The 16,295-nt window shown below is 40.8% G+C and carries 10 protein-coding genes and 4 tRNA genes; 10 read left to right on the top strand and 4 right to left on the bottom strand.

Going from position 1 to position 16,295, the window contains the following annotated elements:
- The first annotated feature begins 28 nt into the window (after window positions 1-28).
- The 5 genes from ACRWQN_RS18600 to ACRWQN_RS18580 all read left to right on the top strand — a co-directional run bounded on the left by ACRWQN_RS18600 (window position 29) and on the right by ACRWQN_RS18580 (window position 7,398).
- Entirely contained in the window at window positions 29-1,606 is a 1,578-nt protein-coding gene (locus ACRWQN_RS18600) for an FG-GAP repeat domain-containing protein (RefSeq protein WP_434927338.1), read from the top strand.
- Between the two features lie 173 nt (window positions 1,607-1,779).
- On the top strand, window positions 1,780-3,558 hold the full coding sequence (locus ACRWQN_RS18595) for a hypothetical protein (protein WP_434931060.1): 1,779 nt from the start codon (window positions 1,780-1,782) through the stop codon (window positions 3,556-3,558).
- Window positions 3,559-3,671: 113 nt separating this feature from the next.
- Window positions 3,672-3,821 carry a hemopexin repeat-containing protein gene (locus ACRWQN_RS18590; RefSeq protein ID WP_434940702.1) on the top strand — a complete coding sequence of 50 codons (150 nt, stop codon included), beginning with the start codon at window positions 3,672-3,674 and terminating at the stop codon, window positions 3,819-3,821.
- A gap of 115 nt (window positions 3,822-3,936) precedes the next feature.
- Window positions 3,937-5,556 (top strand): methyl-accepting chemotaxis protein, encoded by a 1,620-nt coding sequence (locus ACRWQN_RS18585; protein ID WP_434939293.1) that lies wholly within the window; start codon window positions 3,937-3,939, stop codon window positions 5,554-5,556.
- A 183-nt stretch (window positions 5,557-5,739) separates the two neighbouring features.
- Complete coding sequence (locus ACRWQN_RS18580; protein WP_434939292.1) at window positions 5,740-7,398, top strand: amidohydrolase; 1,659 nt, start codon at window positions 5,740-5,742, stop codon at window positions 7,396-7,398.
- 90 nt (window positions 7,399-7,488) lie between these two features.
- Here the strand turns inward: ACRWQN_RS18580 and ubiK are convergent, their stop codons facing one another.
- Window positions 7,489-7,737 carry a ubiquinone biosynthesis accessory factor UbiK gene (gene ubiK / locus ACRWQN_RS18575; protein WP_226412923.1) on the bottom strand — a complete coding sequence of 83 codons (249 nt, stop codon included), beginning with the start codon at window positions 7,735-7,737 and terminating at the stop codon, window positions 7,489-7,491.
- Between the two features lie 142 nt (window positions 7,738-7,879).
- Between ubiK and rep the strand changes: the two genes are divergently transcribed.
- Window positions 7,880-9,892, top strand: a complete 2,013-nt coding sequence (rep, locus tag ACRWQN_RS18570; protein WP_434931063.1) for a DNA helicase Rep — start codon at window positions 7,880-7,882, stop codon at window positions 9,890-9,892.
- A 99-nt stretch (window positions 9,893-9,991) separates the two neighbouring features.
- Here rep and ACRWQN_RS18565 read toward each other — a convergent pair whose 3' ends face one another.
- Complete coding sequence (locus tag ACRWQN_RS18565) at window positions 9,992-12,586, bottom strand: diguanylate cyclase domain-containing protein (RefSeq protein ID WP_434939291.1); 2,595 nt, start codon at window positions 12,584-12,586, stop codon at window positions 9,992-9,994.
- A 219-nt stretch (window positions 12,587-12,805) separates the two neighbouring features.
- On the opposite strand from ACRWQN_RS18565, the gene ACRWQN_RS18560 reads away from it, so the two are divergent.
- From ACRWQN_RS18560 to ACRWQN_RS18545, 4 genes are all read left to right on the top strand, one after another.
- A tRNA-Arg gene (locus tag ACRWQN_RS18560) sits at window positions 12,806-12,882 on the top strand.
- A 49-nt stretch (window positions 12,883-12,931) separates the two neighbouring features.
- Window positions 12,932-13,007: transfer RNA gene (locus ACRWQN_RS18555), tRNA-His, on the top strand.
- 26 nt (window positions 13,008-13,033) lie between these two features.
- Window positions 13,034-13,110: transfer RNA gene (locus ACRWQN_RS18550), tRNA-Pro, on the top strand.
- A gap of 73 nt (window positions 13,111-13,183) precedes the next feature.
- Window positions 13,184-13,260 (top strand) — tRNA-Pro (locus ACRWQN_RS18545).
- A 193-nt stretch (window positions 13,261-13,453) separates the two neighbouring features.
- Here the strand turns inward: ACRWQN_RS18545 and rimO are convergent.
- Window positions 13,454-14,881, bottom strand: a complete 1,428-nt coding sequence (rimO, locus tag ACRWQN_RS18540; RefSeq protein WP_434927333.1) for a 30S ribosomal protein S12 methylthiotransferase RimO — start codon at window positions 14,879-14,881, stop codon at window positions 13,454-13,456.
- 187 nt (window positions 14,882-15,068) lie between these two features.
- Entirely contained in the window at window positions 15,069-16,184 is a 1,116-nt protein-coding gene (locus ACRWQN_RS18535) for a PepSY-associated TM helix domain-containing protein (RefSeq protein ID WP_434939290.1), read from the bottom strand.
- Window positions 16,185-16,295: the final 111 nt, after the last annotated feature.

The raw sequence follows: 16,295 nt of genomic DNA, 5'->3' as shown, positions 1-16,295 counted from the left end.
TTTGTTTCAACCAAGGATAGCCATAATAATGAGATTGAACTCAGCCATAAAAGGGATAGTGTACAGTGCGTTAGCTTTAGTCGGTTTACATGCAAATGTAACCGTCGCGAAAGATAAATTAAGCTTTTTAGAATACACAATTGATGCCGATATAGAACTGGTTCAGCCTGCTATATCAGCCAATATTATGGACAATGAAGGCAATGAACTTATTGTCATTGGTGTCGATGATAATGCCCAACGTTGGCTATATATTTATGGTTTTAAGCAAGAAAAATTAAGCTTATTAGACAAACAACCATTAAGCCAAGCACTGTTTCGCTACGATGTTTATCAGCCTGAAGATGACAGTCAGCAATTACAATTACAAAAACTGTACTTTTTAAGTGCCGACACTTTGTGGCAATACCAAGTTGGTCATCCTGCGTTAGCGTCAATATCTGAGCAGGCTACGCAAAGCCAAATCAGTAAAGCTGCCAGTATTAGTTCAATAACCTTAACTCCCCAAGCTGATTTCATCTCCCGTGGAGAATTTGTCAAAGACATCAATAATGATGGCATTGCCGATATTGTGTTAAGTGACTTTAAAGCCATGCATATACTGCTAGCTAATAATGATCCCGCCACTGAAATACAGACCTTTATCACACAATCTTTACCTTTATTACCCAATATTGAATTAACCGATAATGGCGCACAATATAGTCAACCAACCTTGTATTTTTCCGACGCTAATTTTGATAACCGAGACGATATTATTAAAGTGGGTGAGGGATTATTAGAAGTCTATTTTCAGCAAGATAACGGTCAGTTTTTGTTATCGGCGACATTTATTCCTGTGAGTCAGCCTATCAGCGGAGTGAACTGGTGGAATAAGCGTGACATTTATGGCGGACAATTAGATCAAAGTAATTTGATGCACCGTAAAGTTGAAAAACTCGACGATATTAACGGTGACGGAATAACAGATTTAGTTGTGCGCTATACCAAAAGCAGCGGTGTATTTGATAAAAGTAACGATTACGAGGTGTATCTTGGCCGTAACAAGGACAATACCCTCAGTTTTGGCCGTAAACCTACCAGCGTTATTCGGGCTGAAGGCACATTATCTGGACTCAGTTTTGTTGATTTAGACAAAGACAACATAGATGAAGTATTGGTGTCGGGTTTTGATATTGGCGTGTCACAAATTGTTGGCGCATTGTTATCTGGTAGCATTGACCAAGATGTCTATGTGTTCAAAATGAACAGTGAGTTTCAATTTCCCAAACAGGCTAATGTGGCTAAAGAAGTTGAATTAAGTTTTAGTTTAACCTCAGGCCAAACCGGTGAGCCTGTTATTACCCTAGGCGACTTAAATGGTGATGGTTTTCAAGAGTTACTATTATCGGATACCGAAAAACGTTTAAAAATATTTCAAGGCCAAAGTGGTGAGTCACCATTTTCTAGCCGCAGTGATGAGTTGGAATTTACCTTACCTCAAAAAGGCTCGCTCGTGTCTGTGACCGACATTAATCACGATGGTAAAGATGATCTATTGGTTCATTATGGCCGCCAGGATGATAAGGCCTTACAGCGCAAAATATTGGTCTTTATCGCCGAGTAATACTTAGCATGAGTTTATTAAATGTTAGCTTAGGCTGATTAATTTATCTGTAATAGATTAAATCAGCCTGGTTTTGTTGATACAAGTTATTAACATTTTTTGAATGCTACTTACTTGTTTATCCTCTCTGAGCATAAGACAATAGTATTAATTCAACTTTCAAAGGAATGAAAATGTTAGTTCGTTCAATTTTAGTTATCTCGTTACTTCTCCTCTCTGCTTGTAACAGCACTATACAAAACACGCATATAGACAAAAATCAAACTCTTGATGTTAATCACGGGGTGGTAGGCGTTCAAGTGATTAACAATAGCGATGCCTTAGCGGTTAATCATAAAGGTTGGACCGAAGTTATTGTGGTCAGATTAGATAACATGGAGGTTAGAAAGCAGCAAGCTATCGATAAAGCAAAAGAAAAAAAGAACTACTCAATTGATCAGCCTAGAGTTGATTGGAAGCCAGACTTCTACTCGTTAACTCCGACTCAAGAAGGGCTAATCGATAGTCAAATATTTATCGGCTCAATGCCTGATGGTCGCTATATGATCTCCAGTTTATATAGTTTCTATAATGGCGGCGATTATACCTCTTGGTTAACTATGCCTGTAGATGCTATGGCTGGCATTTTTACCGTTAAAAAAGGCCAGTTGACCAATCTAGGTAGCATTGTTTTTCAGCCGTTATTAAATGTGCAGGAAAGGTCATTTTGGAGTCAACAATCTAGTCAAAAAGCCTACGTTACTCGTTTAAATACCTTGCGTTCAATTGACAGTTTTTTATTCACTCACTACCCGAATTTAGCTAACAGCCTAAATTTAGATAATATATTGACGTGGGAAAAAGATGCGTTAGACGGTTTCAGGAGCGAATTGAGTACCTTATCTCGTCAAAATGCATATGGTAAAACAGCTATACCACTGTCGATTCATGGTAAAAGTGTTATCGCGTCTAAATTTGGCCAATTAAAATGGCAAGACAAGCAAGACAAATGGCATCAAATTAATTTAGCGACCAATAGCCAACTTGCTGCGATATTGGAAACAGAACAACAAATCATGGTTGCTGGCGAGCGAGGCGAAATTTTTACTACCAAAGACTGGCAACACGCATGGACACCAGTATCAAGAGTGCCTACAACGGAAGCCATAATTTGGTTTGGGGCGGGTAAAAATAGCTATTATGCGATGACGCAATCAGTCAACGAATATAGTGCGTATAAATTCTCTTCATTGGACAGCGACTGGCAGAAATTAAAAAGCTTTCAACGCAACACTAATAATTTTTTAACCGTCATTGGTGATGTATTTCCTATTATCACTAAGTCTGGCCAGCTATCTGTTTTAAATGATAAAAAACTATTCCAACATGACTTACAAACGGATACTTGGACAGATATTAAAACCGACAGCATGCTAGCCGTTGCCTCCTTACCAAAGGGTGATCTAGTTGGTGTAGAAATCAGTCAGTGGGATGGTATTGGCGATCAAGTTATTAGTCAAAATTCTGGTGAGTCTTGGATATCGATTAATCGCTATATAAAATCTTTTGCCGATGGTGATGCCGAGAAAAGTGTCCCGTTAATGTTAGCCGATGGCACAGTGTTAACTTTAGGACGAGAAGGATTAAAGCCTGCAAACGGAAAGCGTGTGTCGAGTGAGTTGAAAATAATATCAACGCATATTTCAACAGCGAATAATAAAAAAGCGTGGCAATACCATGGCTTCGCTAAATCTGATTGTGAAACCTTGTTAGCTCAAATCTCATCAAAGGAAGAATTATATTTCCTTTGTGATAAAGGCGACATTGTGTTTACCAAAGACTTAGGCATGACATGGCAATATGTGATTGATATTGAAATTGCTGACATGCAACTTAAGTACAATCAATTAATTGAGGCCATAAAAGTTAAAAACAGTAAAGTTGCAAAGTCGAGTCGTACTAGTTTGAATTAGTGCTAAGTTTGTATATTTTCACATAACTATATTCATCTCGAAAGATTATTAGGTCCTAATAGGTTGATGATACGTCAGCCTATTTTTGATCTACAGTCCAAAATCTTAAATTTATTGATCTTGTTTCCCGTCTCACCAAATCAAAACTGAGTCTGTTTACAGGTTCACAATATTATCGTTTTAGCTATGTCTTACAAAGGCAATTAATGCGATCAATATCAAGCAGTTTTACTGGTTTGTTAACTATTTCGCTGTCATCTTAATATGTTGTATTTTAGTTAAATAAATAATGACATCGCTGTCATTATTGTGGTGTAGTAAGGTGGTAAATCGACAAAAATAATACTATTGCATTACGATAGAGATGAGGTTTCCCCTATGACATTGAAAACAAAAATAATCTTGTTTGCTGCCTTACTGTTTGTGTCGAATCTGGGGATTGCCCTGGGCGGCTTGCATGCGTTATCTGACTCCAGCCATAAAGATAATATTGCTCGTATTAATCAATTAATGAAAAGCACTGCCAATATTGTGGCTCAATTTGAGCAATTTCAAATATCCGGTGAACTTAGCGAAACACAAGCTAAGGCATTAGCGATTCAAGTGCTGCGTGAAAACAAATATCACGACTCTGAATATGTTTATGTGGTGGATAATAAGATGGACTTTGTTGCCACACCGCATGATCCCCAACTGCATGGAACCAGTTTTAATGACTTTGTCGATGCCAGCGGTAAAAGCATTGGTCGCATGGTACAACAACTTGTAGGTAATCAAACCGGCAAAATTATTACCTATGAATGGACGTCTGAAAGAGATGGCGCCGTTGTCGATTTAACGTCAGTGGTACAGCAATCTGATATTTGGCATTGGTATGTGGGCACTGGTATAAGCTACGCTGAAGCTGATGCAAGGTATTGGTCCGTCGCCAGTAGCTTATTAAGTTTTGCGATTGTTGTGGCAATTATTTTATCGCTTAGCTTGGCTCGATTTGGTTTTAAATTACGTCACTCGCTAGGGGCAGAAATTGAGCAAGTACATCAATTTGTGTTAAGCGTTTCACGGGGTAATTTACGCCAGCATCAAGCCTTCTCTGCCGCACAACGTGATAGTGTGGTGGGCGCAATGAATTATATGCAAGTTGGCTTGCAGGGCGTAGTGAAAGGAATTAAAAGCGTTACTGACACGCTTCATCAGCAGGCAGATGGCTCAGCTAAACGCTCTAATGAACTAGATCAACTGACGCGGGCAATGCATGATGAAACGCAAATGGTGGCTTCAGCGATTACTGAATTAACCGCATCGTCTGCCAATGTTGTTGAACATGCTAGACAGGCCGCACAGTCGGTTAATGCCGCAGAGCAGCAAGGTATTAATGCCCATAGACTTACCCAAGAATCAGCTAAAACAATTTCGCTATTAGAAAACCAGATTGAAAGCGCGGGTAAAAACATTCAAGTGTTAGACGATGAAGTGAATAACATCGCCAGCGTATTATTAGTGATTCAAGGCATTGCTGAGCAAACCAATTTATTAGCATTAAATGCCGCCATTGAAGCGGCGAGAGCGGGTGAGCAAGGGCGTGGGTTTGCGGTGGTAGCAGATGAGGTTAGGCAACTAGCGCAGCGCACTCAAACCAGTACTGAACAGATTAAGCAAATGATTGATAAGCTGCAAAAGGCGACCCAAGACGCCAAGGCTTCTGTGGTAGAAAGTATTGCGACCAGTGAAGAGACAGTCACAAAATCAACACGGGTTACCGACGAGCTTAAAAACATTGCCCAGTCATTATCTGATATTGCCCATATGAGCCAGCAAATATCTCAAGCGGCTACCGAGCAGTTAGCTGCCGGCGAAGACTCTGCCCTGCGTATTGTGGTGATTGCAGACATGGCTTCTAAAACTAATACGGTTTCTGAACAGGCTCATAGTGTCAGTGAAGATGTCAAACAGCTCACCTACAGTTTAGAGGCTGAGATTGAGAAATTCGAAATATAAACAATTATCTATGTGAAAAAAAGGCCGCTGATTAGCGGCCTTTTTATTTGTGTCCATTGTAAAAGTGACTCACAGTAAAGTACTCAATTTATGGTGACTCTTTAGTTGAGTTAATCGACTTGCTTATAACGAATTATTAACATTTAATGGGAGCTGATTTTAATATTCTGATAGGGACGAAACATGAAAAGATTGGCAATAGGTTTGATTGCATTATGTTGTACGCCAAGTTGGGCGGAAACCGCACTAATTCATAATATTCAAGGCTACAGCGTTAATAAAGGCAAATTACAAACATTTTCAGCAGTTAAGTTTACTGACGATAAAATCGAGCGAGTTTATATAGATAAACCTGATTTAGCGCTTGAAAAAGGCGTGACCATTATTGATGGCAAAGGTAAAACATTATTGCCGGGTTTAATTGATGCCCATGGTCATGTGCTGGGTTATGGTCAAAGTCTTCAGCGGGTTGACTTAGTGGCCACCCAAAGTGAACTTGATGCCATTAGCCGTGCACAATCTTTTGTAAATCAAATGCCTTTACAGGGTTGGTTACTCGGCAGAGGCTGGAACCAAGAACTATGGGACAGTAAAAAATTTCCCACAAAAACTAGCTTGGATAAAGTCTTTGCCGATACTCCAGTCGCATTTGGTCGAGTAGATGGTCATGCATTGTGGGTTAATAGTAAAACTCTCCAGCTCGCCGGTATTACCGCAGCCACTAAATCACCAGAAGGTGGTGAAATTATTCTAGATAGCCAAGGCCAACCTACGGGCGTGTTAATCGATAACGCGATGAACTTGGTATATGAGGTTGTTCCTGGCATGACAGCGGCGCAGCTTGAGTCGACTTTAGTCACGGCAATGGAGTCGCTAGCCTCTTACGGCTTAACCAGTGTGCACGATGCCGGTGTGAGTATTGATAATATTAATGCCTATCAAGCATTGGCCAAAGCTAATGCTATGCCTATTCGTATTAACGCCATGTTGTCGGTTGAAGATCCTCAGTATGCTACTTATCTTGCCAAAGGGCCGTTCAAAACCGCTGACGATATGTTCAAAATGGATAGCGTTAAAATATCGGCAGACGGAGCTTTGGGCAGTCGCGGTGCCTCTTTATTGGCAGATTATAGTGATCAACATGGCCATAAAGGCTTAATGCTGTATTCCAATGACAAGTTAGCTGAGTTAATTCTGGAGTCGATGACAGCAGGGTTTCAGGTTAACACCCATGCCATTGGCGATAACGCCAATAAGGTAGTGCTAGATAACTATCAAACCGCGATAGCAAAAACTAAATCGCCCACCTTAAGGCACAGAGTCGAGCACGCACAAATACTAGAGGTGAGTGATATTAATCGTTTTGCCGAATTAGGAGTAATAGCGTCTATTCAAGCAACCCATGCCACTAGTGATAAGAATATGGCTGAAAATCGTTTAGGCAAAGCACGCTTAGCCGGAGCTTATGCATGGCGCAAGTTATTGAATGCCAATGCCCGTATTGCTAACGGCTCTGATTTTCCGGTGGAATCACCTAACCCTTACTTTGGTTTACATGCCTCGGTAACCCGTCAAGACCGAGATAACCAACCTTTAGACGGTTGGCTCTCGGCAGAAAAGCTTACCCGTATAGAAGCGCTTGATAGTTTCACATTATCTGCCGCCTATGCTGGCCATCAAGACACTATAATAGGTTCAATTGAAGTGGGTAAAAAAGCTGATTTCATTTTAGTCAGTGATGACTACTTTGAGGTTGAGCCTGAAGATATTTGGCGCAGTAAAGTGATAAGTACCTGGGTTAATGGTCGTTTAGTGTATCAAAATAGTCAATTTGATATGTGATGCACAAGTTCAAATAGCCATAATAATTACCAATTAAAAAGCCTCAAAAAGAGGCTTTTATTGGTGTTTATCATGCATTGAGTTGAGATATCACTCAGCTAAACGTTTTTCTAGCTCAGTGACTTGGGCTTGTAAAGCTTCTAACTTTTCACGGGTTTTTAATAGCACATGTTGTTGTACTTCAAACTCTTCGCGTGACACCACATCTAACTTCATTAGTTGGTTCTGTAACACTTGTTTACTGCGCTCTTCAAACTCTGCGGCAAATTGCTTTACGCCGCTGGGTAAGTTTTCGCTGAGCTGTTTGGCCACTTCTTCAATTTTCTTTGGATTAATCATGATTTGCCTTCCTACGCCAATATTGCAGCCATTGTAGCTTAGGCAGGTGCTGGCAGCAAAATATGACGTCAAAATTGTTAACTCTACCAAGTTACCATCTGCTATGATCCGCCTTCGTGTTTAATAGTGGGAAAGTTATTTAATGAAACTCAATCCAGGACAGAATGAAGCAGTACATTATGTCTCAGGCCCTTGTCTGGTCTTAGCTGGCGCTGGCAGTGGTAAAACGCGAGTTATCATTAATAAAATAGCTTACCTAGTCGAAAAGTGTGGCTATAAAGCGCGCAATATCGCTGCGGTAACCTTTACCAATAAAGCCGCTCGTGAGATGAAAGAACGTGTGGCTCAGTCTATGGGCCGTAAAGAAGCGCGTGGGTTATGGATTTCTACTTTTCACACCCTGGGGCTAGAAATCATTAAGCGTGAACACAAAGTGTTAGGCTTAAAAGCGGGCTTTTCACTGTTTGATGATCAAGACACATTTGCACTATTAAAAGAGCTAACCCAAGACGAGTTGGATGAAGATAAAGATTTAATTAAATCTTTGGCGTCAGCCATTTCTAATTGGAAGGGTGGGTTGGTCATTCCACAGCAAGCGCGCAAGCTAGCTAAAGATGAGCAAGGGCAGTTATTTGCCATGTTGTATCAGCGCTATGCGCAGCACATGAAAGCGTATAATGCATTAGACTTTGATGATTTAATTCTTATTCCTACATTATTACTGCGCATGAATGAAGAAGTGCGCACCCGTTGGCAAACTCGCATTCAATACTTGCTGGTGGATGAGTATCAAGACACCAATACCAGCCAATATGAATTAGTGAAGTTGTTGGTGGGAGAGCGTTCAAGATTTACCGTTGTGGGCGATGACGATCAATCTATTTACTCATGGCGCGGGGCTAAACCGCAAAATTTAGTCCTATTAGGCACTGATTTTCCTAGGCTTAAATTAATTAAACTAGAGCAAAACTATCGCTCCAGCCAGCGTATTTTACGTGCGGCTAATATCTTGATTGCTAATAACCCCCATGTGTATGAAAAGGCTCTATTCAGTGAATTAGCCTATGGCGAACCATTGCGGGTATTGATTGCAGCGAACGAAGAACAAGAAGCTGAGCGAGTGATTGCGGAAATTATTCGGCATAAGTTTGTTGGCCGTACCCAATTTGGCCAATATGCCATTTTATACCGTGGCAACCATCAATCGCGCTTACTTGAGCGGGCGTTGATGACCAACCGTATTCCTTACAAGCTCAGTGGCGGCACGTCGTTTTTTTCCCGCGCTGAAATTAAAGACATTATGGCTTACCTGCGTTTAGTGGTTAATCCCGATGATGATAATGCATTTCTGCGTGTAGTGAATTTACCTAAGCGTGGTATTGGTCCAGCAACCTTAGAGCGCTTAGGCAACTTTGCCAATCAAAAACATATTTCAATGTTTGAAGCTATTTTTGATGCTGGCTTAAACCATGAACTGGCACCTGCCGCGATAAAATCTTTATATCAGTTTGGCCAGTTTATTGTTGATACTGGAGAGATAGCCAAGCGGGGCGAATCTGTCGATGCGATTAAAAAGTTGATCCGCAGTATTAACTATGAAGATTACCTGTACGAGACCAGTACAAGCGCCAAAGCAGCTGAAATGCGGATGAAGAATATTTCAGAACTGTATCGCTGGGTCACCGAAATGCTCGAGGGTGATGAGTTGGATGAGCCGATGACTTTACCCGAGGTGGTAACACGACTCACTTTACGCGACATGATGGAGCGTAATAGTGAAGATGAAGGCGGCGATCAAGTACAGTTAATGACATTACATGCTTCAAAAGGATTGGAGTTCCCATTTGTGTTTATGGTGGGCGTAGAAGAGCGTATTTTACCGCACCAATCGAGTATTGATGAAGATAACGTTGATGAAGAGCGGCGCTTAGCTTATGTAGGCATTACGCGGGCGCAACGTGAGCTGTGGTTTGTTATTTGCCGCGAACGTCGTCAGTTTGGTGAAACAATGCGCTGTGAGCCAAGTCGTTTCTTGATGGAGTTACCACAGGATGATTTAATTTGGGAAAATCGTAAACCACAACAAACAGAACAGCAAAGAGTCGAGTCGGGTAAAAGTAACATTGCCAATCTAAGGGATATGTTTAAAAAGTAATACGTCTAGGTGAGGTTTAAAAGGTGATATTTAACGTGTGTGCCGCCTGAGTTAAAGGGCGAAGGCGATTGTTAAATGAGTAAGCAAGGCTAAAATTAATCAGTGTGCGTGCTTTAACGCTCGTCCTTGACCTATTCGGTAGCCCAATTCTAAAAATTGTTGGCGTTGTTGTAAGGTATCAACACCTGTTGCCACAATCTTTAAATCTAATGCATCAGCCGATAAGCGGTAAGCCTTAACTAATTTCAATTGGTTTTCGTTGAGTAAATGTTTGCTGATTTCGTTATCTAACATCAAAGTTGATATCGGTAAAAAGCTCAAGCTACTGAGTGAGCTATAACCCGTCCCAAAGTGATCAACGCCAATATTCCCCCCAAGTTGCTTAATAATATCAAATGCGTTGAGATGATTCTCAGTGTCTTTAACTAGGGACTTTTCATTGAAGAATAGGGTTAATTTAGATAAATCTATTTCGCTACTTTTGACGGTTTTTTTCAAATTTCGCAGCGCGTATTTATGCTTTACATGCTGGCTTGAAATAGACATATATAGTTGTATGTCTTGACCAAATTGTTGCTTCAGTTGAGGATAGTCTTGGTTTAATCGTTTGAAAATATAATCATCCAGTACGAGTTCGAGTTGTGAGCTATTGGCCAGCTGCAGTAATTTAGCATGGTCCCATTTTCCATGTTTATCATGGTGCCAGTGTGTTTTGGGCTCAATCGCCAGCACGGTTGTTTGATCGATGTCGTATATTGGATGGTAATCTATTTTAATTTGTTGTTGATTGATAGCCTGCTTTAACTGCTGGTCTAAATCATATTGTAGTTCGGACTGGTAGCTTAGTTTACTGTCGAAAATGATATAGCAGCCTTTACCATTTGATTTAGCTTTATACATGGCTTTGTCAGCATCACGTAATATGGACTCGCTGGTTTCTAATTGGCTGGTACTACTGAACGCAATCCCAATACTGGCTCCCGAAACAAAGTCTTGATTGGCTAACAAATATGGCTGACTGATTTGATGCAAAATCCGTTCACTCACCTCTACAGCATCTTGAGTACCATGAATAGTATCAAGTAATACCACGAACTCATCTCCACCCATTCTGGCTAAGGTATCATTTTCACGAATACAATTGTTTAATCGCTTTGCGGTTTCAATTAAAAACCGATCGCCTTCAAGATGACCAAAAGTATCATTTATTACTTTAAAGCGGTCTAAATCGATGAACAGTAACGCAAACTGGTCTAAGCCATGGCGCCTAACATGTTTCAATGCTTGTGATAATCGCTCCATAAGATAATTGCGGTTAGGCAGACCGGTTAAATTATCATGCTGGGCATCGTGAACAAGCTGCGCTTCAATTTTACGGCGCTGATTAACTTCTTCCTGTAGATTGATATTCATTTGTGCCAGGGCTTGGGTTCGCGTAGTCACTTTTTCTTCGAGCAATTCATGGCTGCGCTTTAATGAATCAACCGCATCTTTGCGTTCAATCGCATTAGCAATATGTTGTGAAACGAAAGTCAGCAGTTCAAGATCTCTGATTTGATAATTTTGTTTTGTATCTAAACTGTAAATGGTTAGCGCACCGACAACTTCGCCCTTAATCACTAATGGTATGCCTATCCATTGATGCATCATTTCAGTTCTATTCAGTGCCGGTGATTGGGCATAAATGTCACCATGCTTAATCAAGGTTTTAATATCATCACCACTGAGTAGCCTTGGCTGCTTGTGTTGCAAAATATATTCGGTTAAACCATCTTGCATTGGGCGGCTGGCTGGATGTTCACTGTCCATTTCCGATACATAAAATGGAAATGACAAAGTATTATTTTTATCAATGAAAGAGATAAAACAATTTTGTGCGGGTAAAAGTTGGCTAATAATTTGATGAATACGATTATAAAAATCATGCTCGGCAACATTGGAAGCAGATAAGTCAGCTATTTCGAATAATGACTTTTGTAAGTTTTCTGCTTTTACTCGCTCTTTTACTTCTGATTTAAGGCTGTTATACGCTTGGCTTAATTCTCGAGTACGCTCTTCGATCGCTAATTCAAGTTGCTCGTTATGTTGCAGACGCTCCATCACACCAGAAATATGGTGGCTAATAAAGCCCATTAATTCGAGTTCAAGTTCACCGTAATTAATGTGCTCATTGTAACTTTGAACCACCAGTACACCGCTGACAATATCTTGGTTTTTAATGGGTACCCCAAGCCATTGATGGCATGGTGACCCTAAGCCTTCAATTTCTCCCTGCTCAATGAGTTGATTAAAGCCAGCGTCGTCACAGAGTAAAGGTTTACCTTTTCGAAGCACATAGCCCGTTATACCGCGCTTTAAAATGGCAGAGATTTCTTCATCAGGGTATAGCTCAGTTGGGTGGGGATCTTTCTCATCGGCAAAAAAAGGTAAACTCATCATGCCAGTTTTGGGGTTCTGGGACGCGATAAAAAAGTTGTCAGCAGGAATTAAGCGTTGTAAATGTTGATGAACTCCAATATAGAAATCATCTAAAGATGCCGCTTTAGTAGCAATGTTAGAGATACCTAATAAAGCATTTTGAATGATTTCCGCCCGTTTATATTTAGCGGCCAAACGCTTTAAACGCATAACACGGCGTTGAAGTGATTCAACGTTATTGGTCAGCTTTGGATAATTAACTTCCTTATCTATCATTAGCAGTTGCTTTATCCCATTAAATACCAAAAAGAAATCCGTTATTTCAACACCTATAATTAGCATAGTTTGATACGTGATCCAAGTAATATTATGTCACGTACAATGGTGATAATTGCAGCTGATGAGTCAAAAGTTAATCAGTCAGTTAAAAAAAGTAAATCAGGGCTAGACGTGGAGGCAATTTATCCTTAGTATATGCGTCGCTAACCAAGGCGAGCGCCCATAGCTCAGCTGGATAGAGCGTACCCCTCCGGAGGGTAAGGCCGAAGGTTCGAATCCTTCTGGGCGCACCATTCGGTAGTATGTTTTGTCGGATTTGGTTAGTAAGATTGAAAGTCAGTGGTGATTGTAGCTCAGTTGGTAGAGTCCCGGATTGTGATTCCGGTTGTCGTGGGTTCGAACCCCATCAGTCACCCCATTCAATTTATTGTTTTATGTATATTTCGGTGATTAGCGCAGCCCGGTAGCGCATCTCGTTTGGGACGAGAGGGTCAGAGGTTCGAATCCTCTATCACCGACCACATTCCCGCTTTCTTATAGCGAATTTAGCCTCAACGTTAAATAAATATCAGACTTGTTTTCAAGTAAAAATCTCGGTGATTAGCGCAGCCCGGTAGCGCATCTCGTTTGGGACGAGAGGGTCAGAGGTTCGAATCCTCTATCACCGACCATATAAAGCAAAAAGCCACTCTTATGAGTGGCTTTTTGCTATCTGAAATAAAATATTTTTAATAAGATTAATAACCTACTTTAACTGATTGTGATTTAATCGGCAGTTGCTTAACTAATTGCAGCTTAACTGGCTGTGCTGGGTATAAAAATGCCAGCGATTAAGCTGGCATAGTGATCTTGATTAATGACCGATTAGTCTTCTACGCGTACGCCCCACACATCGTGCTCGTCGGCATGAATAATTTGCACCCAAATTTGATCGCCAGGCTGGACATCAAACTCGTCGGTTAAATACACTTTACCGTCAATTTCTGGTGCGTCCATGTATGAGCGGCCAATAGCGCCTTCGGTGTTCACTTCATCAATTAAGATTAAATACTCTTGACCAATACGGGCTTGCAGCTTGTCGGCACTTATTTGCGCCTGTAAAGCCATAAAGCGTTGTAACCTGTCTTCCATAACATCGTCAGGCACATGGTCCGGTAAGTCGTTGGCTTTAGCGCCTTTTACTGGCGAGTATTTAAAACAACCTACGCGATCTAATTGTGCTTCTTCTAAAAAGTCTAATAACTCTTCAAACTCTTCTTCGGTTTCACCAGGGAAACCAACAATAAAGGTTGAACGGATCACCAATTCTGGGCAAATTTCGCGCCATTTAGCAATGCGTTCTAACACTTTGTCTGAGCTACCTGGGCGTTTCATCAATTTAAGGATGCGTTTATTGGCATGCTGAAACGGAATGTCCAAATACGGTAAAATGCTGCCCTGCGCCATTAATGGAATAATGTCATCCACATGCGGATAAGGGTAAACATAATGTAAACGCACCCAAACACCTTGTTTTGCTAACTCTTCACAAAGCTGCTGCATGTGAGTTTTGATTGGCATGCCGTCCCAAAATGCCGTTTTATGTTTTACATCGACACCATAGGCTGAGGTGTCTTGTGAAATAATCAATAATTCTTTAACGCCAGCTTTGACTAAACGCTGCGCTTCACCTAACACATCACCAATGGGACGAGAGTCTAAATCACCGCGCATAGAAGGAATAATGCAGAAAGTACAACGGTGGTTACAACCCTCTGATATTTTTAAATAGGCGTAATGTTTAGGGGTCAGTTTAATACCATGATCTGGCACTAAATCGATTAATGGATTGTGTTTTGGTTTTTCAACATGCTGATGAACCTGTTTAAGTACTTCGTCATACGCATGTGGGCCGGTTACGCCTAGTACGTTAGGGTGTAGCTCAATAATTTCATCTTTCTTAACCCCTAAGCAACCTGTTACCAGTACTTTACCATTAGCTGCTAATGCTTCGCCGATAGTGTCTAAAGATTCTTGTACCGCACTGTCAATAAAGCCACAGGTATTAACGATAACCATGTCAGCATCGGCATAAGTAGAGACTACGTCATAGCCTTCTGTACGTAGCTGGGTAAGAATACGTTCTGAATCGACAAGGTTTTTTGGACAGCCAAGACTGACAAAACCAATTTTAGCCGCGCTAGCTTGTATTGGGCTATTTAGGCTTAATGCTGATTTTGCTTGTTCCTCTATGACCTTCTTGGGTGTCGCTAGGGTAGTGGTTTGTTTAGGGTCATAGTGATTAACAGTCATAGTGCCTCTATAAATAGGTATAAAAAAACGAGTAGATAACAGCCAAAATTGGAGTGGCGGAATTATACAGCAGTCTTTTTGCTATTACAGCTAATGAAAGCAACGCGGGGAAGTTTTTATTGTGTGGCAATAGAGGTTCGATTGAACCTCTATGTGAGTGAGTGTGCTAAAACCATCTTATTGTTAACTAAATAGCCTCGTTTAAGACTTGTTGGCGTTTTTGTTTTGACTGCACTTTAGATTGGCGTCGTTGCCAATATAAATAAAATCCGGTGAAGGCTAAAAATACTGGCATCAAGCCTAAAAAACACCAAATGATACGTGTGATTAAGCCACCAAAATAACCAAAGTGTAATTTACGAAAACTGTCGATAAACACCATTAAAAAACCTGCTTGGCGAATATCTTGCTTTGACAGTAATTTACCGCTCGTTTTATCAAAACTGACCACGCTGCTGTATTCACTATTCAGTGGGTTTGTGGTGTCGACTTGTCCGTAAAAATCGATATTCCGCTCAGGTTCGTGCGGCATGGCAAGGTAACCAGCTTGGAAACTGTCTATTTCTGTGGATGACTGTTGACGTAATTGCTCGAAGGAAATATCTAAGCCGTGCAAAGGTTTAGTGATATAAACATGCTCGCCGTCGCCGTGTTCCGTGACTTCATGAATAATGCCGCTGATATTCCAATAAGCCCCAGTAAAAGCCAATATAATCATTACTGGCGAGCTAATGATACCGATCATTTTATGAATGTCGCTGTACAAAATACGCTTTACGGCACCTAAACGTAGGGTGAATAATTTTGTCCAAAATCGACGGTAAATAATCATGCCGCTGATCCCTAAAAATAACATGATGAGTGCCGCAATAAAGGCTATTGAAGCCCCTTTTACATGGAGTAAAAATGAGTAATGTAGTTCGAGTAGCCAGTCGGTGATGTAGTGATCCATAGGTTGAGGTTGTGACAAAAGCTGCGCTGTATATTGATTAATATAGACTTTATTCCAATCTTCTGTGCCGCGTTTAATCAGGTAGGCAGCATCTGAGCGTGACTTATCATCAAATAACTCCCATCCACCTAACTCATAATCAGGATTAGCCCCTAATGTGGTTTGCATTAAGGTGTCTAAATTAACTCTTGGCGTTGTGGGCAGTGCGTCGACAAGCATGTGTGCTGGCCGCAGTAGACTATCTATTTCCACCTTGAAAACCAGTATGCTGCCGGTTATCGACATAATTAAGATAGGCAACATGGCAATTAGTGCACCATAGGAGTGCCATTTAAAGAGGGTTTTTCTCATGCTTACCTCTGTGTAGGTTGTCTGTGCTTTAGATTCGGTTTGACACTTATCATGACAAAGTAATAGCGCAGAATTTTCTACGCTATTGTTTGTGCATGGTTTGATTAGTGA

Origin of the sequence: Shewanella sp. HL-SH8 (assembly GCF_051165765.1) — a bacterium.
GTDB classification, from domain to species: domain Bacteria; phylum Pseudomonadota; class Gammaproteobacteria; order Enterobacterales; family Shewanellaceae; genus Shewanella; species Shewanella glacialimarina.
This window is presented reverse-complemented; position numbering and strand designations above follow the sequence as displayed.